The organism is Streptomyces sp. NPDC048484 (assembly GCF_040651415.1).
Lineage (GTDB): Bacteria > Actinomycetota > Actinomycetes > Streptomycetales > Streptomycetaceae > Streptomyces.
The window spans coordinates 53,961-75,219 of the sequence record NZ_JBEZJY010000039.1 but is presented as its reverse complement, the minus strand read 5'-3'; the positions used below and the strand labels follow the sequence as shown (position 1 = coordinate 75,219).

Genomic DNA, 21,259 nt, shown 5'->3' with positions numbered 1-21,259 from the left:
GCACTCGCCCCCGGATGCGGAGGCAGCCGACAGCAGACGGGGGAGGGCCTCAAAGGAGCTGGAACCTTTTTCGGGGTGAGCATGTCAACGCGCTTGCCCAAGCGGCGCGGGGCACGTTCGCCGACTTGGCAGGTGGCCTGCGGAACCAGCCGATCGATATCACTGTGGATCCGGGCATGAGCGATGGATGCGCGCAGTCTGCACCGCGGCGAGCCTAGGCCGTCTCCCCGAAGCTGGCTGGGCTGAGGGCCGAAATCCGGGCAACCTGTGTCGGTTGCCGGGCCTCTTCGCGCTGCTCGGGCACTGATCTGTCCCCTGAGCCACGCCGTTTCATCGTCATTCTGGCTGGCGGGAGTGCTACATCGGGGGCAGGGCTGCGATGTCGCGCACGGTGATGTGGAGGGCGTGGAGCGGCTGCGTCCGTGTGGGGCGCACGACCTCCAGACATTCTGCGCCCTCGCGGAGCCGGTAGATGAGCTGGTCGAAGTCGTACCAGCCGAGGTTGATCCACAGGGCGCCGGCGCCGTACTGGTCGCGGCGATGGTCGAGTGGCTGTCCCTGCACCCACACGGACGGCGGGGACATGCCGGTGTCCTCCGCATAGCGCACGGCTGCAGCGGCTGCGCGGCGCAGTGGGCTGTCCGGCTTCCAACGGCGCCCCAGTGCGGCCACGGCTGCCGGGCTCGTGGGCTCGGCAGCCGCCAGCTCGATGCGGCTGATCTCGATCCCGCCGGCGTTCAGCAGTTCAACCAGCCGGGTGCGCACAGGGAGGGGGATCCATCGATCGAGTCCTTCGAACTGCTCGATCATCGCGTCACGTGGCGCACGGCCGGCGGACGGGTCCGCTGTCATCCCCTGTAGCCGTTCCTTTGCGGTGGCGCGGGTGTCGCCGCGTTTCCACAGCAGCCTCGGCTCGGAGCCTTCGGGGAGGCGGTCGTTCTGGTTGAACTGGAACTGGAAGCCGCGCCTGTTGCCTTTGAGGGCGCGCTTCATGCCCGCCATAGGATCCCGACCGGACATGATGGCGCCGACGACGTCGTTGGTGAACTCGGTGTCGGTCCGGTGGACCACCGCCACGTCGAGGTCGCCTGGCTCCAGCGCGCCTCGGGCGTACGAACCGAACACATGGACCTCGTCCACGAGGTCGAGGGGGCGACCGCCTCCCTCCAGCTTGCCGAGCATCTCGCGGAGCAACTCCGTTGCCCGTTCACGTTTCACTTGGACTCCCCTGCAAGTACGCGACCGCTGACGCGACACTACGGGCCCCAGCCGTGACGAGAGCGCACTGGTGTGGGCGGTCGGTAAAAAGGTGACCGTCTCCACGCTGGAAAATGATTTCACGGGCGTTCCATGACCCCGGGCTGCCGAGCCGGGGCACCGCATCGGCGTTCAGCCGAGTGCAAGCCTCTGTGAAACGTACAGTCGGGCGGTACGGTGCGAGGGCGGCCCCGCGGCATCCCCCGTCTGCGGAGACACACTGCTGTTCGTCGGTCAGTGGCGTCGGCCGGCCTGGCGCCTCGGAACGGTTGGCGGGGCGGCGGGGAGCGTGGCAGTGAGCTGCGGCGCACCGAAACAGGGCTGAGCGCGGGTACCGGTGCCGTGCGCGAGTTCCGAGGCCAGGTCGGCGATCATCGAGGCTGGGGCGTAGGGCGAGGCATGAAGCGCCCAGCTGGGTTGGTTGATGCTGGGGCCGGCCCAGATGGTCCAGGTGGCGAGGGGGCTGTTCGGGTTCTGGGCGGCGAAGGCGTCGAATTGGACTCCCGCGTCTTCGGCGAGGTTCGTCCAGCGGATCCAGCGTCCGTCGACGGTGTGCTTCCAGTCGGCGTCCGTGAGGGGTTTGGTGGCGGCGGTGACGGTCTTGCCGGTGACGGGGCTGCCGATGGCGGTGTCCCAGCCGTCACCGTCGGCGAGATGGTTCAGCAGGGTCTGGAGCACTGGGGCTGGGGTGGTACCGGTCGCGGTGAGGTGCCACATGCGGTCGGAGACGGGTGTCTCGTAGGCGGCCACGGTCCAGGCGGTGTCGCGGGGGTGGGCTTCGTGCACCCGCTCGATGCGCAGGGTCTGCGATTCGTGGATGGCGTGCGTGGTCTCGTCGGACCAGGTGGTCCACTTCTCGAACTCACCGTGCGCGTCGAGGAAGGTGTCGAGGAGGGCGTCGTGGTCGCCGGCATCGGCCAGGTACACGGGGACGGTCTCCGGCTTAGGCGGGGCCAGTTCGGGCTCGGCCGTGGTGAGAGCGAGCGGGGTGCGGGCTTCGGCGGCGGAGCGCTCGGTGTCGGTCAGGGGTGCCGGTCCGGGGCGCATCTCCGCGCCGTGGACCTTCTCGAAGGCGAGCAGGGCCTGGGCGGGCGAGTCGAAGGTGTCGGCGATCTGCCGCAGATGGTTCTCGCCATGGAGATAGACGCTTTTGCCGCCGCTGAGGTAGGTGCCGACCGCGACGGTGGTGTGGCCGTCCTCGGCGTGGGCGTGGGCGTGGGCGTGGATGAGGAGGTGGCCGTGGCGGATGTCGTCATGGATCTTCTGGGCCTCGGCTGAGACCTCGCGGATCTCGCTGCGGGTGCACCAGGGCATCGGGTAGTTGGCCCAGGCCCATTCCTCGTCGATCGCCTGCCGCAGCCCGTGGGCGATCTCGGTGGTGATCCCCACGGAGTTCAGGGCGCGGGCGGCCTGCTGCGCCCAGTAGGGTTCCTCGCTGTCGATGCGGGCCAGGACGAGGATGTTCTCGGCGACCGGGGTCCAGCCGTCGGCCTCCAGGGCCACGTGGGCGATGTGGGCCTGGGTGCCGGTCAGGGCGGCGGTCACGGCACGGGAGTGGGCGGGGTGGCTGTCGAGGCGGACGTGCGCGTCAATGGCGGGTGTCGTCACGAAGGAAGGCTTTCTTTCTGCCGGTTGGCGGGCCACGGATGGTTCGGCGGCCGGCGGGTGGGGTCAGCGGGCACTGCGTACTGCGGGCGGCGCGGTGGTCCGTGGCGGACCGGCCCGGGGCGCGGCCGTGGCCTTCGTGACTTTGGTGCGTGCGGGCCGGTTTGCGGGCGCGGGTGAGGACGTGGCGTGCTGCCAGCGGGTACGCACGGCGGTCAGGTCGGCAAGAGCGCGGCGGCTGCCGACGACGAGCTGGTACGGCGTGGTGGCCGGGTCGTCGGTGAACGCCTCGATGCGCCGGCCGATGTGCCGGGTTGTCGCGAGGAGATGGCGCTGCAGGATCCGCTCGCCCCAGTGCTCCGGTGAGCCGGCCGGTCCGGCGAGGAGGTCCAGCAGCTGGCGCGGCCCGGCCCCGGGGCCGAGGAGACCGCGGTGTTGTGCTTCCCATAGGACCGTCACGGGGTCGACGGGTGCGTGGCGCCGGGTCAGGGTGGTCAGGCTCTGCCACAGTCCTGCGTGCAGGGGCTGCGTGAAGTCGCCGGGCGTGAGCCATCGCATCTGCTCGACGTCGCTGGGGTGCGCGGTCGCGGTCGCGAGGAGGAGTCGCTCCTCGTCGGCCGCGTCCTCGTCGTGTGCTGTGGTCGGCTCGGGAGCGGGGGTGCGGGGCAGGGATCCGGTGTGCGGAGGGAACCGGGCGGCGATGTCGTCCACCAGGGTGGCCAGGACGTCGGCCTCGGCGAGGGTGGTGGCCACGGGCTGCGGGAGGGTGGTGTCTGCGGCGGTGTGGATGAGGCGCTGGGCGGCGGCGGCCAGACGGCGCCGGGAGTGCTCTGCCTCGATGATCCGGGCGTACGCGGGTGCGTGCTGGGGCCATGGGCAGACCTGGATCAGGTGGTGCAGGTAGGGGGCGGACAGTCCGCGCGTCTGCTCGCCGGCGGCGGCGAGTACGGCGGTGAGCCACTTCGTGTTCTTGGCGTGCTCGGCCGGGTTGGGCGCCGGCAGGGAGCGGATCGCGGCGAACAGGGCGCTATGGGCGGCGGTGGAGAACGCGTCGGGGCTGATCCCGGTCACGTCGCGAAGGCGCTGTGGGCGGAGCAGGAGAGCGCCGAGGAGGGCCTGTTCGACATGGAAGACCGGGGGTGGCGGCGGGAGGGCGTCGAGGTCGAGGTCGTCGTCGGGTTCGGGGGTGCGGGGCATCAGGCGGCCAGGGTGAAGTCGTCGGGGTTGAGGGGAATGTTCAGGTGCGGGGCGAGCAGATGGGCCGCGAGCAACGGGGGTACGGCGTTGCCGATCTGCGAGAACATCTGGCCCTTGTTGCCGGCCCACGGGTAGTCGGCGGGGAAGCTCTGCAGCACGCCCGCTTCCCGGGCGGTGATTTTGATCGGGGCCGGCGCCGATTGCTGCTCGCTGTCCGGCAGTGCGGAGGCGGTGTCGGCGATCCAGGTGCACTCGTTGGCCCGGTGGCCGAAGAACAGGGTGCCGGCGGGCTGGTCGGCGCGGCGGACGGTGGCGTTGGGCTGGTTGTTGCTGCGCAGTGACCACGACCAGTGGTGCGCCTCGGGAGTGAACGTGGGGGCCGGAGCCTTTGCGGGGCGCCTTTCGCGGGCACCGTGCCGGGCGGCCCGGCCGGAGGCTTTCCTGCGGGAGGCCAGGATGACTTCGGAGTCGGGGTGGGGTGTCCAGGTGCCGCGCTCACGGGCGTCGGTCAAGGTCTTGCGCGAGCCGGAGGGGAAGGGTTCGGGGCCGCCTCCTGGTCCGCCGCCGGCGCACACGGTTGGCACGGGCCGGTCGGTGGCGCCCCAGCCCAGAGCCTGGGCCATGGACACCCACTGCTTGCGGCCGGGCCCGAACAGCGACTCCTGCTCGGCGGCCTTCGCGTGGGTGGGCGGCGGGGGTTCGGCGGTGCGTACGCGGGAGGCGAGGAGGATCGCCCGCTTCCTAGTCTGGGGGACGCCGTAGTCGGCGGCGTTGAGGATGCCGGTCCACACGGAAAATCCCCAGGTGCGCAGGATCGCCGCGTACTGCCGCCACAGCGGCAGCACGTCCGGGACCTCCTCCATGACCACCCACTCGGGCCCGCCCGCCGTGTTCAGGGCGTGCAGGTAGCGCATGGGTTCGGCCGCGAGCAGGGACCGCTCGTCGCGGCACGCGGCCAGCAGCGCGGCACGGGTGTCACGGCCGGCAGCGAGTTCGGCGACGGCCTGGTGGACGAGCGGCTGGTCGAGAAGACCGAGACGCTTGCCAGCCATGCTCCATGCCTGACACGGAGGGGACGCGATGAACCCGACGGTCCGGCCGACGAACGGCCACGCCGGATACATCGCCACATCCGTCCGGATCGTCAACTGCCCAGCCGCAGCACGGGTCCGGCACGCCCAGAGGTCCCATTCCAGGCCGACGTCCCGCACACCCAGCACCGACAGCGCGCGGCTCCAGCCGCCCGGACCCGCGAACAGATCCACCACGGTCAAGAAGCAAGCCCGAAGTCGTCCTGCACCGGGGCGGCTTCACCGCGGCACACCCAGGGCGAGCAGCCGTCGGCCACCCCGTTCTCCAACTCGTCCACCGCGGTGGCGCGGCCGTCGAGTTCTTCCTGGCGTGCTGCCCACTCGGCTGCCGTGACGTGGTCGATGGGGGCCCGGTCGAGGGGGACGCGGGAGCGGTGCAGGAACGCCTGCCCGAGCAACGGGTTGCCGGAGGCGTTCGCGCGGGCGTTGCCCTGGCGGATGGCCGCGTCGAACGCGACCACGTCCTCCCATTCCTGAGGGCTGGTATCCCGGATATTTCTCCACTGCGCGTTTCCGTGAAAGGGACACCCCAGGCAACTCGATTTTGGTGTATCCGCCAGCCCGATGGAAGTCAGATAGCGAACACAGTCCGCGCGGGACCAGTTCAGGTCGATGAGCGGATGCCGGTTGCGCATGTACTTGACGTCGGCGTCCTTGGCGCGGTGGAATTCATCTGTCGAGATGCCGACCCACTGCTCGACGAAGATGTCCTTGGGGATGCGCTGCGGGTAGGGGTATCCGAGAAGCTCCCGGACCTTCTTCTTGATCGGCCTAATTTTATATTCCCCCGTACACTGGCGCCTGGTCATGCCCTGCTTGCCGTCCTGGTTGAGGACGTAAAGAGGCATGGAGGCAAAACGATGATCGGGGTCGAGTGCGTCGTCTCGGATATTTCCTGCGGAGACCCGAAGGACGGGTATCCCTGCCGGAGCAGCGATTTCCCGTTCGAGGCGGTCGAGATGAGCATAAACGGTGCGCGGTTCCCAGCCCGTGTCGGCGAAAATCGCGTAGTCGACCTTCGGGAGTATGCCCTGTGCGGATAGGGCGAGCATGGCGCTGGACTGGATACCGGCACCTAGTGAAATTGCTGTGAAAGCAGGGAATTCGGAAATGATCAGTCCTGGGGGTGAAGGGGGTGGGGGTGTGACCCGGCGGCGAGGTGGGCGATGCGGTCGCTGATGAGCGCGGGGTGGCGGACGGGCAGCGCGTGCGTGGTGCGGGCGAGGATCTCCAGGCGGGCGGCGGGGAGGCGGTCGGCCAGCTGAGCGGTGTGGGCGGCGGGGGTGTGCCGGTCGTCCGCGCCGGCCATCAGCAGCAGCCGCTCGCCGAGTTGCTCCAGCGCGGTCACATCGCCGCTCTGGTATCCGCGCAGGCACTGCCAGAGTGCTGCGAGGTCGGCGGTGGGTGTGTGGCGTACGCCGTGGCGGCACCGCGGCGGTCCGTCGTTCGGGCCGGTGCCGGGGTGGGGGGTGAGCGTGTAGCGGTGGGTGTCGGGCAGCAGGCGCCGCACCCGGTCCACACCCGTGGGTGCGTGGGTGCAGGTCAGAGCGAGCAGGCTGCGTGCGGCGGCCAGAAGCGGGGCGTACGGTCCGCTGCCGGGGTGCAGGCTCGCCCCGCGTGCGGTGGCGGAGAGCAGCACCATGCCCTGGATCCTGGGCAGGAGCTGGGGGCGACGGGCGGCGAGTTCCTGCAGGACGAGGGCGCCCAGGGAATGGCCGGCGAGCACCAGCGGCCCGGCGGGGACGACGCGGGTCAGGATCTGGTGCAGGTCGTCGGAGAGCTGCCGGATCGTCAGCGGGGCCTGGCCGCGCGGGGTGTGACCGTGCGCGCGCTGGTCGTAGCGCACGACGGTCAGGCCCAGAGCGGTCAGGTGCCGGGCGTGGACGCGCCACAGCTCCGCGGTGACGGAAGCACCGTGCACCAGCACGACCGTCGCGCCACCGGGACGCGGGCGCACCGGGGCATCGCGGTAGACGGACAGACGAGTGCCATCCGCGACACCAACCGACAACACCTCAGTACTGGACGGCGGATTGCACACAGGAAGGACTCCCAAAAAGAAGGGGGGATCAGCGGGGGAAGGAGGTGTCCGCTGGCCGCGCCGGGTCGGTGGGACCGGGCCGCTCGGCACCGCGCTGCGCATGCCGCCGTACGAGGGCGGGCGGATACCGGGGAAGCGATCCGGAGGGCGCGGGCAGTCAGCGCCGTATGGCTGTGGCCTTCGGCGGCGTGCTGAAGAGGCCGGGCGAGAACGCCGGCGGCGTGGCCGCGGGTGGGCTTGGCGGAGCACGTGGGCGCCGGTGTTCGGGCTGTTGGGCGGCATTCAAGATGCCGATATCGCGGGCACAGATGGGGCGTTGGGTGTGCCGATGGAATCGGCGTGCAGATCGGTTCGTAGGCGGCGGCACCTTGCCGATGAGCGCGGCCACGAGCCCAGAGACCGTGGTACGGCCGAACAGAGCGCCGCCGCCACGACGGGGGCTGTCCTACGCATCCGTCCGGCACCTTGCCGAGGATGCTGTCCGATTCGCCGGAATCCTCGTCGGCATCGTGAACGCCTGCTTCGTCGGCATTTTCCGCGCCGGGCAACATCGGGCCACGGATACAGCGCCGGCCGGCGACCGGAGGGTGGCAGGGGAGCCCAGGGCCAGGGTTCGGTTCGCTGGTGTGACGCCGGTCAGCGCGTGTGTCCCGCTCCCTGCTTCGTCGCAGGCGGCGCCACGGCTGTTTCCCGGGCGGGGGCCGTGGTGGGCTTGTGCTGGGCGAGGGCTCGGTGGCCCTCGGCGGTGATGTGGAGGCGCTGGCCCTGGGCCAGGGACCTTGTCGCGTCGATGCGGACCAGCCCGCGCGTATGCAGGGCGTTGAACGTGGCGGTGTTGAGTGGGACGCCGCCTGTGGTCGAGGCGCGGAGGGTGCCTTTCCGGCCGGACATGTAGAGACGGCCCCCGTCGTGCGACAGCGCGGACAGTGAGGCGTACTGGCTGTCCGTGATCTTTGGTGCTGGTGTCGTCTGGTCGTGTTCGGCGTGTTGTTTCAGGTGCCGGGTGATGCCGCTGGCGAGGTAGGAGCAGCCGGTGCGGGCCAGATCGAGCTGGTGGGCGGCGTTCGCGAGATGCTCCCCCAGGAGGGGAACTGCCTTCGCGTGCCGTGCCTCGCGCACGGCTGCGTCGTCGGCCGGCGGGCCGGGGAACGGGGCGCCGTCCAGCGGGTTGGCGAACAACGCGCCGGCCAGGTCGGATGCGGCGACGCTGGCGGCCAGGACGACGGAGGCGAGTGCATCCAGAGCCGGTCGGCTGCCGGGCACAGCGGTGTACTGGCTGCCGTCGAGGGCGGCGAGGCGGACCGTGGCCTGTTGGACCAGCTCGTTCGTGGCCACGATCTTCGCCGTGAGTTCCTGCCGGGCGTCGGTGCCGGGGGTCAGGACAAGTGAGCGGATCTCGCTGTGCAAGTCCTCGAAGCCGCTGGCGAGTTGCCGCAGTCGGGCGATCTCGGCGGGAAGGTCGATCTGGCGCATGGTGCAGGGCTTTCGGGCGAGGGGACGGTGGTCAGCGGCTGCGCCGATTGACCGGCGGGGTGGGCGGCGGCGTAGGGGCGGCACCGGGGCGGGACGGTGCCGGTGGGATGTCCTGCCAGGTCGCGATGCCGAGGTCGATGCGCACGCTGATGCCGTCGGCGTAGAGGTGGGCCTCGGCGCGGACAATAGTGCCGAGTGCGTCGCGCTCCCCGAGCCCGGGCGGCAGTGCGTACTGCCGCTTCGCCCCCGCTGGGGTGAAGCCGTGCCGGGCGAGGACGGCGCCGGCCCGGCCGGTGGCCGCGGTCGCGGTGACTGCGTCGTTGGTGAAGCGGATGGTCACCTCGGGACGGGCCGCCGGGGTCGCGCCGTGCTGGCGCGTGGTCCAGGCGAGATCGACGAGGTCCAGGGTGTGGGCCATGAGCCCGTAAGCGGCGACGCCGGCGCGCTCGTGCGCATCCTCGGCGGTCTCCGGCCCCAGGAGGTAGAGGGTACGGCCCTGGTGCTGACGGGCCGTGAAGCCCGCTGCGGTCAGGATGCGGGCGGCCCGGGGGAGAGGGCGGTTCAGGGCGACGAAGGTCCATCCGTCGTCGGTCGAGCCAATGAAGATGTCGTGGTGGTCGGTAAGAGCCATGCTGCCTTCGAGGAGTTGTCAGATCGCAGGGGTCAGCGCCGCCGAGACCCGATCGCGCTGGGCGGTGCCGCAGAAGCGGGTGCGGGAGATGCGCTGGCGTGTGTGACCTGGGGACGTAGCACGGACAAGTGTTCACCGGAGGCTGTGATCCTCCAGAAGTTCCAGCCGGTCCGGTTCGGAGCGACCTGCGGGCGCAGGGACTGCAGGACGGCTGTGGTGGCACCGCTCGGGGTCGTGTACGCGCCCGCGCCGGGACCCTCCGGGATCGTTGTCGAGGTAGTGACGGGGTCGTAGACGGCGTCAACACGCACCCCTGCGTAAATGGCGTGTACCGCGACGAACGATGTCGGGTGCGTCACCACCGGGGCCGGCCTGGTGGTGACGGGGAGGGCCGGTGCCTGCCCCACGGATGCCTGCCCGAGTTGTGCGAGGAGACGGCGGATGACGTCGTTCGGGGTCGTGTCCCATGCATGTGCCAGAAGGCCGATCAACTGGTGCGTGTCGGGATCCACTTCGAGGGTCTTGCTGGTGGGGGTTGTCACGGCAGTCGGCCTTCCGGGCTGGTGCGGTGGTATGCGCGAGGTTGCAGGCGCGCGAGGTCAGGCAGTCGTGCCGTAGTCGCTCTGCGCGGGCGGTGATGGCCTTCGAGGTGGTGTGGCTCCGGGAGGACCGGTCAGCGGCTTCGGGCGGCTGTCTTCGCGGTGGCGGGCACGGATGCGGGTGTTGTGCCGGGCGCTCTGCTGGCGGGAGGGCTGCTGATGGCGGCGGCCAGGGCGGTGGTGCCGGCGGAGGTGAGACGGATGCGGTCCTGGAGCGGTCCGCCCACGTAGGCGGAGGGCGCGGACTTCGGGACACGTTCCGCGAGTCCGTTCGCCTCCAGCGACCGCAGTGTGCCGATCAGGACGCGCTCGTCGCGGTAGTGGACGTACTGCCGCCCCAAAGAGCTGGTCGCCACGACATTCCCGCCGGCGATCTCCCACAGGGCGGCGTGGTGCGTAGTGGTCAGCCGGTGGTCGGGAGGGGCGGTCGTATGCCTCTGGCGGCGTTTCAGTTCGTCGGCGACGGTGTCGGCGCAGTCCATGACTGCTGCCGGTGCCAGGGCGGTCAGCGTGCGGGCCATCGGGAGCCGGCGCTCCGCGGAGCTGCTGCTCAGGAAGGCGAGTTGCTGGAGGCGGACCACTGCGTCCGACAGCTCGTGACTCTGGAAGAGGCGCTCGTCGGTGACCGCGGTGATGGCGGCGCGGGTCGCGGAGGCGAGGTGCTGCGCGGAGGCGACGTGGACGTCGGGCTCGGACGGCGAACCGGACCGCAGGAGCCGGTCGAGCGTGTCGTTGTGCTGCACGTACTGCTCTGCGAGCAGCAGCAGCCGTTCGACCGGCGTGGGCGGGGCGGCCACATCGAACAGCAGACCGTCATCGCTGGGCGGTGTCGTCATACGCGGCGCCGGACGGCCGGGGCGCGCAGCGGTGCCGGAGCATGAGCGCACGCAGCAGCGGGAGGCCGCGGTGCTTCCAGCGCGCTGCGGGCCGCCGCCAGGGCTCGGCCGCCGTCATCGAGGTGGATCCGCAGGCGGCTGTGGTGGTCGAGCGAGTCGAGCTTGTGCTGGAGGGTGTCCTGCGCTGTGGTGGTGAGGACGAGGAGCGGGGCGAGGGCCTGGGTGTAGTGGGCGACGGCCCGTCCGAGGTGGCCGGCGCTCGCGCAGAGTGTCTCGGCGGGCGGGAGGCCGGCGCTGTTGGGGGCGAGCTGGTACTCGGCGTCGGCGGCCATGCGGGCAGCCAGATGACACAGCAGGCTAACGTGCCGCGTGACGTTGAACAGGCCGGTGCCGTCCACGGTGTTGCGGTGGCCGCGGATGTCCGCGGTCACGGCGTCCACGGCCTGGCGCGGGGACATGTCGTCGAGGTCGGGGGGTGGTAGGTGTGCAGCTGGTCTCCAGGCATGTGGGTCAGGGGGCTTGCCACAGGAAGCGGGTGACGTGGTCGTTGCCGTGGCCGACGCGGGGGCGGGAGGGGGTGTGCCAACCGGCCCGGGGCGGGCGCCCGGCGATGAGGTGCCAGCCCGCGCCGCGCAGGGACGCACCGCTCTCGCTCTCCTGGGTGAAGGTGATCAGGCGCCGGTATCCGAGGGCTTTCGCCGCGCGCCACGATGCCCCGTACATGAGGGAGTTGGCGTTGCGGGTGCCGTCGCTGGCGGTGCGGGTGACTTCGAGGGTGGCGCCGTCGTCGAGGTGGCGGGCTACGGGCCGGCCGACGATGGCGACGGCGTGCAGTGTGCCGCTCTCGGCGGCGCCGACGGCGAAGATCTGACCTGCGGGCGGCGGGTGGTGGCGATGCCAGGCGCGCACGAAGTCCTTCGCCTGGCGTGAGCGGACCGGCACCAGGTACAGCCGGGCGTCGTTCACACGGCCTTCCCGAAGTCGGACTGTGCCGGCGCGTGCTTCGCCACGGCGCGGGTGGTGATCGCCTGCGACGCGCGGGCCGACGCGGCGGACAACTCCTGCGCTCCGGGCTCCTGGTACCAGGGGCGCAGGTCGAGCATGGCGGCGCGCAGGCCGGTGGCGAAGCAGAGGGCGGTGCCCTTGGGCAGGGCGCGGATCGCATCCGCGGGCAGGATCCGCTCCTGGCGCGTGCTGACCGAGGTCGACTTCCCGGAGTCAGAGTGCGAGGTGGAGGTGGTTTCCACGTCGTGGTCGCCGATCAGCCGGGACAGCTTGTCGGCGAAGTCGGGGTCGTCGATGCCGGATCCGATCACCTTGACGGTGGAGGCGGACCACATGGCGTCCATGCCGGCGTCTCCCCAGACTTTCTGGCCCTGGCGGTAGGACTGGAGGATCGTGATGGGGATGATGCCGCGGCTGCCGAGGTGGGAGTACAGGTCCGGAAGATCCGAAATTTTGCACACGTTGGCGGCCTCGTCGAGGATCGCGAGCATCGGCGGATCGAGACGTCCACCGGCGCGCTCGGCCTGGGCGGTCGCAGCGCGCATCACCGAATCCGCGCACGCCGCGATCAATGCCGAGGCGCCGCCGCCGCCGTCCTTGCTCAGCAGGAACAGCGTGTCGGTGGAGGTGACGAAGTCGGCGGGCCGGAACTCGGCGACGTCCTTCTGCGGCGTCACCCAAGCGGCGATCTCGGTATTGAGCAGGGCGGCGGCGTACTGGCGGGCGGTCTCGAAAATCCCGTCCCTCGTCTCAGGCGGGCCCTCCACGGTGCCCTTGAGCTGGGCGGCGACGGCGGCGAGATCATGGTCGCGGAGGATGTCCAGCGGGGTGCGGTCGGCGGGGAAGGCCAGCCACTGCATGATGTCGGTGATCGGCCGGTCGTCGAGCGCTGCGGCCAGCAGGAGCTGGGACAGGATGTTGCTGCCGGCCTTGGACCAGAAGTCGCCCTGCTGGGACGCATCGACGCTCGCGGCGAGGAAGTGGCCGGCCAGCCGTCCGGCGCCGTCGAGGGTTTTCGCGCCGTCGAGGGGGTTCCACCACATCTCGCGGGCGGCGTGGGCGATCTGCTGCGGGTCCATGGTCCACACCACCCCCGCCTGCGCCCTCGCCTCGTAGGTGGTGGTGAAGGCGTCACCGGCGGCCTTGTTCGAGGTCAGGAGGACCGGGCCCGGGGCGCTGAGCATGGAGGGGATGGCGAGCGAGGTGGTCTTCCCGGACCGGGGCGCCATGATGGCGACGGCGACATCCTCGAAGCCCATCCGCACTTCGTGTCGGCTGCCCTGCAGGTTGCCTAGAAGGACGCCGGTGTCCTTCTGGGCAATGCGCTTGCTGTTCTTCAGGCTGGGACGCAGGGAGCGGGCTTTGTCGGTGATCGCTTTGGCCATCAGCGGCTGGATGTCCCGGGCCTTGGCCATGTCGGTGACCTTCTTCCGGCCGCTGCTGCGGTTCTTGTACCGGGCCCACAGGACGCCCGCCCCGACTCCGAGGGCCAGGAGCAGGACGACGGGCACGATGCGGGTACCGATCAGCAGGGACGTCTTCCCTGCGTCGGGCCAGACCTGCTCGGGATGGAGCAGGGCATCGGTCGGCTGATACCTGGCCCAGGTACCTCCGGTGAGGTGGGCGCTGATGTTGCCGGATAGCCAGGCGAGGTGGGACAGGGGGACGACGATAGCGAGCACGCCGAGCATGAGCCGCAGGACGAGGTCGTATCCGTCGGTGTTGCTGGAGGAGGAAGGGGGCAAGGGCTACGTGCTTCCGGGCGGGGACGGATGGATCAGCGGTTGCGGCCGTGCTTGGCCGGCAGCTGTTGCGAGGGCACCGGGCTGGCCGACGGTACGGTCCGCCGGGCAGCGAGGGAGCGGACGCGTTCTTCCAGTGCGCCGGCGGCGTACACCGCGAGCACGTCCTCCGTCCTACGGGTGACGACGTTCGGGTTGCGGGTTGGGAGATGGTGCACGCCGTCGGCGCGCGCTACGGGGGCCGGATCGGCGAGCGCGGCGGTGAACGCAGTGACCAGGCGGGTGGGAGTGTGCTCGCCGAAGCGGGCCTGCCACACCGGCCGGTCCGAGCCGAGTACCGCGGTGACGAACCAGGCGCCCGGTTCTTCCGCGCTGCCCAGCCGCTGGAGGTACGCGGTGCCGTCGGGGGATACGAGGCCGTTGTCCGCGGAGGCGGGCGACCAGCCGATCTGTTGGAGCGGTTCGTACGGGTCGCAGGCCGCGTCCGCTGCCGGGACGGGGTCGGTGAGGGTGTCGGTGGCAGCGGCGATGAGTTCGACAGGGGTGTGGGCGCCGAAGCTCGCGTACCAGGCCGGCCGGTCCGGCTCCGCGGCGTGGGTGAGCGTCCACCACTGTCCGTCCGGCTCGGGCTCCAGACGCAGGAGTGCTTTCTGGTCGGGGCTGGAGAGCAGGACGCGCGGCATCAAGGGGTCGTTGGCGTGGCTCCAGCCGCAGGCGCGGTGGAGGGGGACGGTGATCCACGCGGGGTCACCGCCGCCGGCGAGGTGGCGGGGAGTGATGAAGTCGACCTCGACGGTCTCCGGAGCCGGGCGCGTGCTCACTTTCGTGCGGCGCTTCGCCGGACGGGTGTGCGGGCTGGTGTGGGGGCCAGCGGCGAAGGGGCTTTGCGGGCGGCGGAGTTGATTTCCCGAACCACATTGCCGTGGGTGGCCCAGTCGTCGAGGTAGCTCCACGATTCGGCGTGGTGCTCGGCGAGGGCGTCGTCGAAGTCGGCGGTGCCGGGCTTGGCGGTGAACGGGAGAGCGTCTCGGGTGGTAAGCCACTGCTCGTGCAGTGCGTCGAGCCGGTCAAGGGCGGTGTGCAGGACGCCCAGTTGGTAGACCCAGCGGCTCTGCACCGTGTTCTCCGGCAGCTGCGCCAGCTGCGTCTCGGCGGTGGCGAGCAGGTGGCGGGCGCCGTAGCGGAGTAGTTCGAACGCCTCGGCGGTGTCGGCGTCGCGCTGGCCGGCGCGCAGGCCGTAGGCGTGGTCGTCGTGGGGCCAGCCGTCGAGGTCGGTGTGCTCGTCGGAGTAGGCGTCCCAGGCGTCGAGGATCTTCTTGCTGTCCCTCACGTAGTGGTCGAGGTGGCGCAGGAAGTCTCGGTGTGCGTGGTGGTCGGTGGAGATGGGGAGGAGTCCTCTCGGTTCAGCGGCGGGCGGCCGGCCGGGCGGTGCCGGTCTTCGCCGGGGGCGTCGCGGGTTTCGACTGCGGTCGGCGGGCGGAGCGTGCCTGCGCGCGGACTGCCTTGAGGCGCGTGGAGTGGGCGTCGGCCACCTGCTGCGGGCGCAGCGGGCTGTGTTCTTTTACGGCGCTGTAGTGGCCGGTGCGGTCGTACATGCCGCGCTGCAGCGGACTGCGGTCGGCCAGCGCGGTGAGGAACGAAGCGACCAGGTGGGCGGGGGTGCGCTCGTCGAAGTAGGCGTGCCAGATGCGCGGGCCGCGAAACTCTCCGTGGCCGGGCTCGCGGGTCTCGATGTGCCAGGACGGCCGGTCGTGAAATTCGTTCAGCGGGCGCAGTTCGATGTGGCACATGGAGTCCGGCGAGCGCGCGGTGCCGTCCGAGTCGCGGTGCCAGCCTGCCGAGATCACCGGCTGCCACGGGTCGGACTGCTGTGACGGCGGGGCGATGAGGGCGTCGGTGAAGCCGGCGAGGACCTCGGCGGGCACGAGTTCGCCGAACTCGGCGTACCAGCCGGTCTCGGTGTCGGTGGGCTCTGCCCGCAGCCGCCACCATGCCGAGGTGGCGGACTGCGGGTCGAACTGGAGACGGTGGCGAAGGCCGGGGCTCGCCAGGACGATCTCGGCGCTCAGGGGGTCGGAGACGGCGCTCCATCCGGCGGCGGCCAGGCCGTGGGTGACGTGGCGGGCGTCTCCGGGGCCGGCGAGGTGACGGGGGCTGGTGTCGAACGGGATGCGTGAAGCGTGCTCGTCGGCGAAGGCCGCGAGCTGCCGTTCACTCAGCGGCACGAGCAGTACCCCGGCTCACTCGCGGCGGCGCTGCCGTACAGGTCACGGAGATCGTCCAGAACGTAGTGGAGGGTGTGCTGGTCGGCCAGCTCCCACGCGGCCGTGCGCAACTCGTCGACCAAGAAGTCGCGGGACGCACCGCGCGGGGTGGCCGGGTGGTCCTGTACGGCGCGGGCGAGAGCGCGCAGGGTGTCGGCGAGCTGGACGGGCAGGCCCGTGTACTCGTCGAGGAGAGGCTCGACGAGCGCGAGTGCCTCCACGGGCTCGGGGTCCTCGCGCAGGTAGTCGGTCAGATCTGCCAGCGTTTCGGTCAGGGTGCGGATGGTGTCCGGGGTGAGTGCGGGCATCGGTCTCCTTGGAACGGGGCGGTGGCTCAGCGGCGGGTGCGGGCGCCGCCGGCCGGGGTGTAGGGACGGGCGCTGGTACGGGGACGGACGCTTTGCGCGCTGTTGCGGGCCCACGTGGCGGCGCGGGCGGCGGTGACGCGGGCCTGCTGCCACGCACGGAGCTGGGAGGGCCGGACGGAGACCGACCAGGTACGGATCCGCGCGCTGTGCGGTACGCGTCCGCGCGGGCGCATCACGGGATCGGGACCGGCGAGTTCGCTCGCGAAGGCTTGCACCAGGTGCATCGGCGTGTTCGGCGTGAAGCGGGCCGTCCAGCCATTGCCCTGCTGGTCCTGCGCCCCGGTCCACCACATCGCCGCGCCATCGGCACCCTGGCGGTACTGCATCCACGCGGTGCCGTCGGGACTGGTCGCAATGTAGTGCTCGCCCTCGAAACGCGTGTGCCAGTTCTGCTCCTCAAATGGCGCCCAGACGTTGGGAGCGTGGGCGGAGCGGGGATGGGTGAGGGCGTCGGTCAGACCGGCGACGATCTCCACCGGGGTCTGCAGGCCCAGGTGCGCCGACCACTCGCCGTTCGCACCGTCCGTCCTGCCGTGGACGGTCCACCCGCCGGGCAGGACGTAGGGGTCGTAGGCGACCCGGAGGGTGTGGTCCGGGCTCTCCATGCGCAGCGGGCTGCCCGTCTTGGACGTGTCCCGCCATCCCGAGGCGCGCAGGAACTCCGAGACGTGCCGGACGTCTCCGCCACCGGCCAGGGCGCGGGGCTGGACGAGGTAGTGCTGCTCGGCCTGCTCGCCCGGCCCCCAGCCCTGCCACTGTTTCTTGGTCACCGGCGCCGCCGCACGACGAGCGGTGCGGGTGCCGGTGGCTTCGCCGTGGTGGTGACGGGCTGCGCGCCGACGTGCCGCAGGGTGTCTTGGTGTTCGTCGAGGTCGAGGGTGATGTCGTGCAGTTCGTTCGAGGCGCGGCCCAGCGCGAGCCACACCTCCGCGGGGAGGGCACCGCGTTCGGCCTGGTCCTTGGCGAACACGCTGCCGGTGGCGACGAGGTGGGTGATGCCGCCGAGGACTCCGGTGTCCGGGTCGAGGACGCGGGCGATGACCTGCGCGGCCTGGGGCGGGGGTAGCTGGGAGAGGTGGTCGGCGAGCTGCCCGAGCTGGCGGGTGATCTCGTCGGCCAGCCGCACCGGGTACGCGGTGGGGTGAGGCATGCTCCTCCAGGTCGAAAGTCGGTCAGTGGTGGTGGCGGTGCCCGATCCGCTGGGTCTCGGCGAGGGCGGCTCCGGGATGTAGGTCGGTCGGCGGGGAGGTGCGGTCGGGGCCGGTGGCGATGCAGGCGCGCAGGTAGCGGCGGAAGAGGTAGACGGCCAGACGAGGCCGGCGCTCGGCGACGATCGGGGGTGGTGGTCTGCGAGGGGAGGGGCGGGGTACGGAACACTCCTGAACGGGTGGTGCGGTGCACGTCGAGGGGCGAGGGCTTGCGGCTTACCGGGTGCGGGCGGCCGGCGTACGTCCGGTCGGGTTCGGCGGCAATGCGGCGGGCCTCGGTCGGGGGACGCGGAGACTGCGGATGCCGTCGATCCGGGCCCTGAGTAGCGCCTGCTCGTCCTCATACGTGTGTGAGGTCGGGGTGAGACGGGTGTAGGGCCCGCAGCGGTACAGCGGTGTTCCGATGGCCATCCGCGGCAGCGGATCATCGCCGGCGAGGCTGCGGGTGAATGTGGTGACGAGGCCGGGCGGAGTATGGCCGCTGAAGGTGGCTGTCCACCAGCGGTACCCGTTGACGGTGCAGTTGGCGCGCCACGGTTTGGCCGCGCCCTGGTGAGCGGGTTCCTCGGTGAAGTGGACCAGGCCGTCCGGTGATACGGCCGAGGCCACGGGACCGGTGGCCTGCTCGGTCCAGCCCGCCGCACGCAACGGGTCGAGAACCGAACGTTCCCCGGCGGCCGGCGGCCGGAGCATGGTGTCGACCATGGCGGTGACGTACTCGACGGGGAGGTGCGCGCCGAGAGCGGCTGCCCAGTCCTGCCCGTACGGGGCGGTGGCATGCAGGGTCCAGGTCCACTCCGCGCGCCGGTCGAGGACGACTTGGAGGTGTCCGTCGGGGCTGGCCAGGGCGGTGTGCTGGTCGAATGTGGACACGTCGCGCCAGCCATGGCCGAGCCGGAGCAGCTCGGTGAGGTGTTCCCAGTCGCCGCCGCCGGACAGGTAGCCGGGCGCGGACAGGACATACGGGGCAGCGTGTGGCACGGGGTGTGAACTCCTGGGGGACGGGCCGACGGCGGGGGTGCTTCAGCCATGCGTACGGCAGGGCGGGGCATCCGCTGGGGGCGAGACGGTAGCCGGTGCCGCTCGCCGGGTACGGAAATCCTTGGTGAGGGTGAGGTACTCCAGCACCGGGAAGCCGGGCTTGTGCTGCTTCATCGGGCCCTGGTCGTCGAGGCCCGGGGCGCCGCCGGGGCTGGCGGGGTGGTCGGCGGTGTGGCGGTGGGCGCGATCCGGCCCGAGGGGTGCTGGAGTGCGGTGGCGATGCCCTGCGCGGCGAGCTGCCGGCCGGTCTCTCGCACAGCGCGCGCCTGAGCTGTGGTGTCGTCGCCGCTCAGCCGGTAGATCCCGCTCGGCTGGTCCTGGACGAAACCGTTGGCGGCCAGCACGGCGGTGGCCGTCTCGCCGACCGGGGCGGCGGCGAGGCTGCCGTCCGGCTGCCAGGTCAACACCACCCGCTCCGGCTGGGAGGGCTCGATGCCGACCAGGGCGTTGTGCCGGACCTGGGCGAGGGCGCTGTCGTAGCGGGCGAGCAGGTCGCCGCTGACCTGCTCGGCGCTCAGGAACGGGTCGTCCGCCAGGGCGATTCCGTTGGGCTCGGAGACGGCGCGGTACGCCTCGTCCGGCAGGGCACGGGGGGCGACGGCGGCGATGAGGAACCCGTCGCGTCCGTCATGCCGGTCCACAAGGACGAGCTGCGCGCCGTCGGGGCGGCTCAGGACGGCGGCCTGCTGGAGCGGATGCTCGGCGAGGGAGGCGGCGACCAGGTCCAGATCCCAGATACGGTCGGCGAGTTCGGCTAGATCGTCCTTGGCTTCCGGCGGGAGGTGGGAGCTGGTCCAGGTGTCGGGGAGTTCACCGGCGAGGACGTCGGCGAACGAGGCGAGGCGCGCGGAGGTGTCGTGGTCGAGCATGGTGTCCTTGGTCGAGGTGGGAGTCAGCGACGCAGTCCGGCGGCCACCGGGGGCGGCGGAGCCGGGGGCGTGAGAGGCGGGGGCGGGCAGGCACACACGGCGGAGCGCTCGCGTTCGGTGGTGGGGACCTCCCCGGTGCAGGTGCTGCGGCCGGGGTGCGGCGCGCGCCGGTCGGCGAGAGCGTTGCGGGTGGCCGAGAGATCGTTCAAAAGCGAGCGAACGCGCCATTCGTCCAGGTAGCGAAGGCGCCGGGCGACGTGTTGATCGGCTGCTCCTCCGAGCCCTTCGTGGAATTCGGCGGTGGCAGTGAGGACTTCGCGCAGGGCGGCGAGGATGCCGTCGTGGGCGGCGGTCAGCTCGGTCAGCGCCTCGGCCGCCTCTTCGGTGGTGGTGGCTTCGCGGATGCGCTCGGCGAGATGGGTGACGGACGAGCCCAGCGGCAGGTAACGGGCCGGACGGGCAGCGGTGTCGAAGTCTGCGTCGCAGTCGACGTGGTATCCGGCCGCCCGCAGGCGAGTGACGGCGTCGGTGGCGAGACGGTCCTCGTCGTCCTGGGTGAGGCCGGCGGGGGCGCGGTGGTAGACCTCGTGGAGGCGGACGACGTCGATGAAACCTGCCCGCTGCAGGACGCTGTGCGCTTCGGAGTCCCCGCCGCGAGCGAGGAGTTCGTCGGAGTGCGGGTCACGGCGGATGTCCAGGAAGCGGTCGGTACGGGGCAACGAGACGTTTCTCCTACAGTGATCGGCGGGCAGTGTGCCGGGGCGCGGGCGGTGCGGCGGTGACCCGGGGTTGGACCAGGCAAGCGGCGGTGCTGTCCAGGTCCTGCTGGATGGCATGCAGGCGGCGGGCGATCAGCTCCAGCCCGTGCGCCGTGCCGGCGGCGCCGGGCTGGCGGGCGATCCGGTACGCGGTGTGCTCGACGAGTCCGCGGACCGTGGCCAGCGGGCCAACCTGCTCGTCGGAGAGCTGCGCAAGGACGCTCGCGAGCTGGTCCGACGCCGTGGGCGCCGTGCGGATGACGGGCCGCGTCGTGGGTCCGGTACGGGCGGGGATCAGGCGGAGGTCCTGCTCGATGCGGCGCGCCTCGTCCGTAAGGCGCCGCATGATGTCGGCGGGCGGGGCGTGCCATGCGCCGTCGAGGCGGATCAGGTTGGCGATCAGGTCCAGGCGTCCGGGCTGCGCCTGAACGGCGATCCACCGGCAGCCGTGCCCCGTGCCGGGATTCTCGATGCCGGCGGCCCGCGCGAGCCGGTGAGCGGTTTCAGCCCACTCGGAGGCGGTCAGCTCCCGGTCGTCCGGGTGAAGCCGGACGTCGAGGTGGAGAATCGCCCGCCGGTCACCATCCGGGCTCGCGGCGAACGGATGCTCCAGGTACGGGTCTTCGAGGTGCTCGGCCCACTGGACGGACGTCCAGGTCTTCTGCTCGCCGTCCAGGGCGAAGTGATCCAGGCCGGGCCAGTGGGCGACGACCGTGTACTGCGTCAGGCCATCGTTCGGTGAGAGGGGCCGTCCCAGTGCCCCGGCGAGCGGGTCGTGCGGCGTGTGGGTCCGCTCAAGCATGCGGGGGATCACCGGCCGCCCCGGATGTCGGCGATGTGCACGAGCTGGTTGAGGGCGGTGATGGTGTACCAGCCGCAGTCGATAACCGCGTTGTCGTGCCCGGCGTGCCGCGGCAGGAGGGCGTCCTCCATGGCCCGCAGGTAGATCAGGCAGTCGGGGCAGCGGCGCGAGAGGTGCACGAGGTAGCGGGGGTGGGCGGTGACGTAGGTCTGGGCGCCGCCGGTCGCATCACGCAGCCGCCATCCGTCCTCGTCGGTCGGGGTGTGCCAGGACGGGGCGACGACGCGCATCGTGTCTCCCCACAGTTCACCGCCGGCCACCCCCTTCAGGACGACGACGGTGTCGCCGGCCTGGAAGTGGGTGTGGGTGATGTTCCGGTCGGGGGTGAGCGGGTCGGGTGTCGGAGCGAACGCCGACGTGGGCGGGGGCTGGGACATGGAGTTCCTTCCACGCAATTGGTGGCGGGGTGGGA

24 protein-coding genes are annotated in these 21,259 nt (G+C 71.3%); all 24 read right to left on the bottom strand.

Annotated features, from left to right (window positions below; translation table 11 throughout):
* Positions 1-357: 357 nt before the first annotated feature.
* Positions 358-1,218 (bottom strand): nucleotidyltransferase domain-containing protein, encoded by an 861-nt coding sequence (locus tag AB0D14_RS32890; protein WP_362786413.1) that lies wholly within the window; start codon positions 1,216-1,218, stop codon positions 358-360.
* A 273-nt stretch (positions 1,219-1,491) separates the two neighbouring features.
* Positions 1,492-2,865, bottom strand: coding sequence for a DUF317 domain-containing protein (locus AB0D14_RS32885; protein WP_362786411.1), 1,374 nt, complete (start codon positions 2,863-2,865; stop codon positions 1,492-1,494).
* 63 nt (positions 2,866-2,928) lie between these two features.
* Entirely contained in the window at positions 2,929-4,059 is a 1,131-nt protein-coding gene (locus AB0D14_RS32880; protein ID WP_362786409.1) for a DnaB-like helicase N-terminal domain-containing protein, read from the bottom strand.
* The gene (locus tag AB0D14_RS32875; RefSeq protein ID WP_362786407.1) at positions 4,059-5,333 is read right to left on the bottom strand and encodes a DNA cytosine methyltransferase; all 1,275 of its coding nucleotides are present in this window, start codon (positions 5,331-5,333) and stop codon (positions 4,059-4,061) included. Before AB0D14_RS32875 ends, AB0D14_RS32880 begins: the two co-directional genes overlap by 1 nt.
* Positions 5,330-6,202, bottom strand: a complete 873-nt coding sequence (locus AB0D14_RS32870) for a hypothetical protein (RefSeq protein ID WP_362786405.1) — start codon at positions 6,200-6,202, stop codon at positions 5,330-5,332. The genes AB0D14_RS32875 and AB0D14_RS32870 overlap by 4 nt, the downstream gene beginning before the upstream one ends.
* Before the next feature lie 62 nt (positions 6,203-6,264).
* A complete protein-coding gene (locus AB0D14_RS32865) occupies positions 6,265-7,164 on the bottom strand; it encodes an alpha/beta hydrolase (RefSeq protein WP_362786403.1) in 900 nt (299 codons plus the stop codon).
* Between the two features lie 663 nt (positions 7,165-7,827).
* The gene (locus AB0D14_RS32860) at positions 7,828-8,664 is read right to left on the bottom strand and encodes a hypothetical protein (RefSeq protein WP_362786401.1); all 837 of its coding nucleotides are present in this window, start codon (positions 8,662-8,664) and stop codon (positions 7,828-7,830) included.
* 31 nt (positions 8,665-8,695) lie between these two features.
* Entirely contained in the window at positions 8,696-9,295 is a 600-nt protein-coding gene (locus tag AB0D14_RS32855; protein ID WP_362786399.1) for a hypothetical protein, read from the bottom strand.
* Between the two features lie 32 nt (positions 9,296-9,327).
* Complete coding sequence (locus AB0D14_RS32850; RefSeq protein ID WP_362786397.1) at positions 9,328-9,837, bottom strand: hypothetical protein; 510 nt, start codon at positions 9,835-9,837, stop codon at positions 9,328-9,330.
* A 131-nt stretch (positions 9,838-9,968) separates the two neighbouring features.
* Positions 9,969-10,730 (bottom strand): hypothetical protein, encoded by a 762-nt coding sequence (locus tag AB0D14_RS32845; protein WP_362786396.1) that lies wholly within the window; start codon positions 10,728-10,730, stop codon positions 9,969-9,971.
* Positions 10,727-11,188 carry a hypothetical protein gene (locus tag AB0D14_RS32840; RefSeq protein WP_362786394.1) on the bottom strand — a complete coding sequence of 154 codons (462 nt, stop codon included), beginning with the start codon at positions 11,186-11,188 and terminating at the stop codon, positions 10,727-10,729. Before AB0D14_RS32840 ends, AB0D14_RS32845 begins: the two co-directional genes overlap by 4 nt.
* Positions 11,189-11,240: 52 nt before the next feature.
* A complete protein-coding gene (locus AB0D14_RS32835; protein WP_362786392.1) occupies positions 11,241-11,696 on the bottom strand; it encodes an XF1762 family protein in 456 nt (151 codons plus the stop codon).
* Positions 11,693-13,480, bottom strand: coding sequence for a TraM recognition domain-containing protein (locus tag AB0D14_RS32830; protein ID WP_362786390.1), 1,788 nt, complete (start codon positions 13,478-13,480; stop codon positions 11,693-11,695). Before AB0D14_RS32830 ends, AB0D14_RS32835 begins: the two co-directional genes overlap by 4 nt.
* 32 nt (positions 13,481-13,512) lie before the next feature.
* Positions 13,513-14,298, bottom strand: coding sequence for a DUF317 domain-containing protein (locus AB0D14_RS32825; protein WP_362786389.1), 786 nt, complete (start codon positions 14,296-14,298; stop codon positions 13,513-13,515).
* Complete coding sequence (locus AB0D14_RS32820; protein ID WP_362786387.1) at positions 14,295-14,807, bottom strand: hypothetical protein; 513 nt, start codon at positions 14,805-14,807, stop codon at positions 14,295-14,297. Before AB0D14_RS32820 ends, AB0D14_RS32825 begins: the two co-directional genes overlap by 4 nt.
* 73 nt (positions 14,808-14,880) lie before the next feature.
* The gene (locus AB0D14_RS32815; protein WP_362786385.1) at positions 14,881-15,702 is read right to left on the bottom strand and encodes a DUF317 domain-containing protein; all 822 of its coding nucleotides are present in this window, start codon (positions 15,700-15,702) and stop codon (positions 14,881-14,883) included.
* On the bottom strand, positions 15,693-16,049 hold the full coding sequence (locus tag AB0D14_RS32810) for a hypothetical protein (RefSeq protein ID WP_362786383.1): 357 nt from the start codon (positions 16,047-16,049) through the stop codon (positions 15,693-15,695). The genes AB0D14_RS32815 and AB0D14_RS32810 overlap by 10 nt, the downstream gene beginning before the upstream one ends.
* Positions 16,050-16,075: 26 nt before the next feature.
* Positions 16,076-16,879: a DUF317 domain-containing protein gene (locus AB0D14_RS32805; protein ID WP_362786381.1), complete on the bottom strand. Its 804-nt coding sequence runs from the start codon at positions 16,877-16,879 to the stop codon at positions 16,076-16,078.
* The gene (locus AB0D14_RS32800) at positions 16,876-17,259 is read right to left on the bottom strand and encodes a hypothetical protein (RefSeq protein WP_362786379.1); all 384 of its coding nucleotides are present in this window, start codon (positions 17,257-17,259) and stop codon (positions 16,876-16,878) included. Before AB0D14_RS32800 ends, AB0D14_RS32805 begins: the two co-directional genes overlap by 4 nt.
* A gap of 274 nt (positions 17,260-17,533) precedes the next feature.
* Positions 17,534-18,298, bottom strand: coding sequence for a DUF317 domain-containing protein (locus AB0D14_RS32795; RefSeq protein ID WP_362786377.1), 765 nt, complete (start codon positions 18,296-18,298; stop codon positions 17,534-17,536).
* Between the two features lie 170 nt (positions 18,299-18,468).
* Positions 18,469-19,227 carry a hypothetical protein gene (locus AB0D14_RS32790; RefSeq protein ID WP_362786376.1) on the bottom strand — a complete coding sequence of 253 codons (759 nt, stop codon included), beginning with the start codon at positions 19,225-19,227 and terminating at the stop codon, positions 18,469-18,471.
* 23 nt (positions 19,228-19,250) lie between these two features.
* Positions 19,251-19,946 carry a hypothetical protein gene (locus tag AB0D14_RS32785; RefSeq protein WP_362786375.1) on the bottom strand — a complete coding sequence of 232 codons (696 nt, stop codon included), beginning with the start codon at positions 19,944-19,946 and terminating at the stop codon, positions 19,251-19,253.
* Between the two features lie 13 nt (positions 19,947-19,959).
* Complete coding sequence (locus AB0D14_RS32780; protein ID WP_362786373.1) at positions 19,960-20,799, bottom strand: relaxase/mobilization nuclease; 840 nt, start codon at positions 20,797-20,799, stop codon at positions 19,960-19,962.
* Positions 20,796-21,224, bottom strand: coding sequence for a hypothetical protein (locus tag AB0D14_RS32775; protein WP_362786371.1), 429 nt, complete (start codon positions 21,222-21,224; stop codon positions 20,796-20,798). Before AB0D14_RS32775 ends, AB0D14_RS32780 begins: the two co-directional genes overlap by 4 nt.
* Positions 21,225-21,259 lie beyond the last annotated feature (35 nt).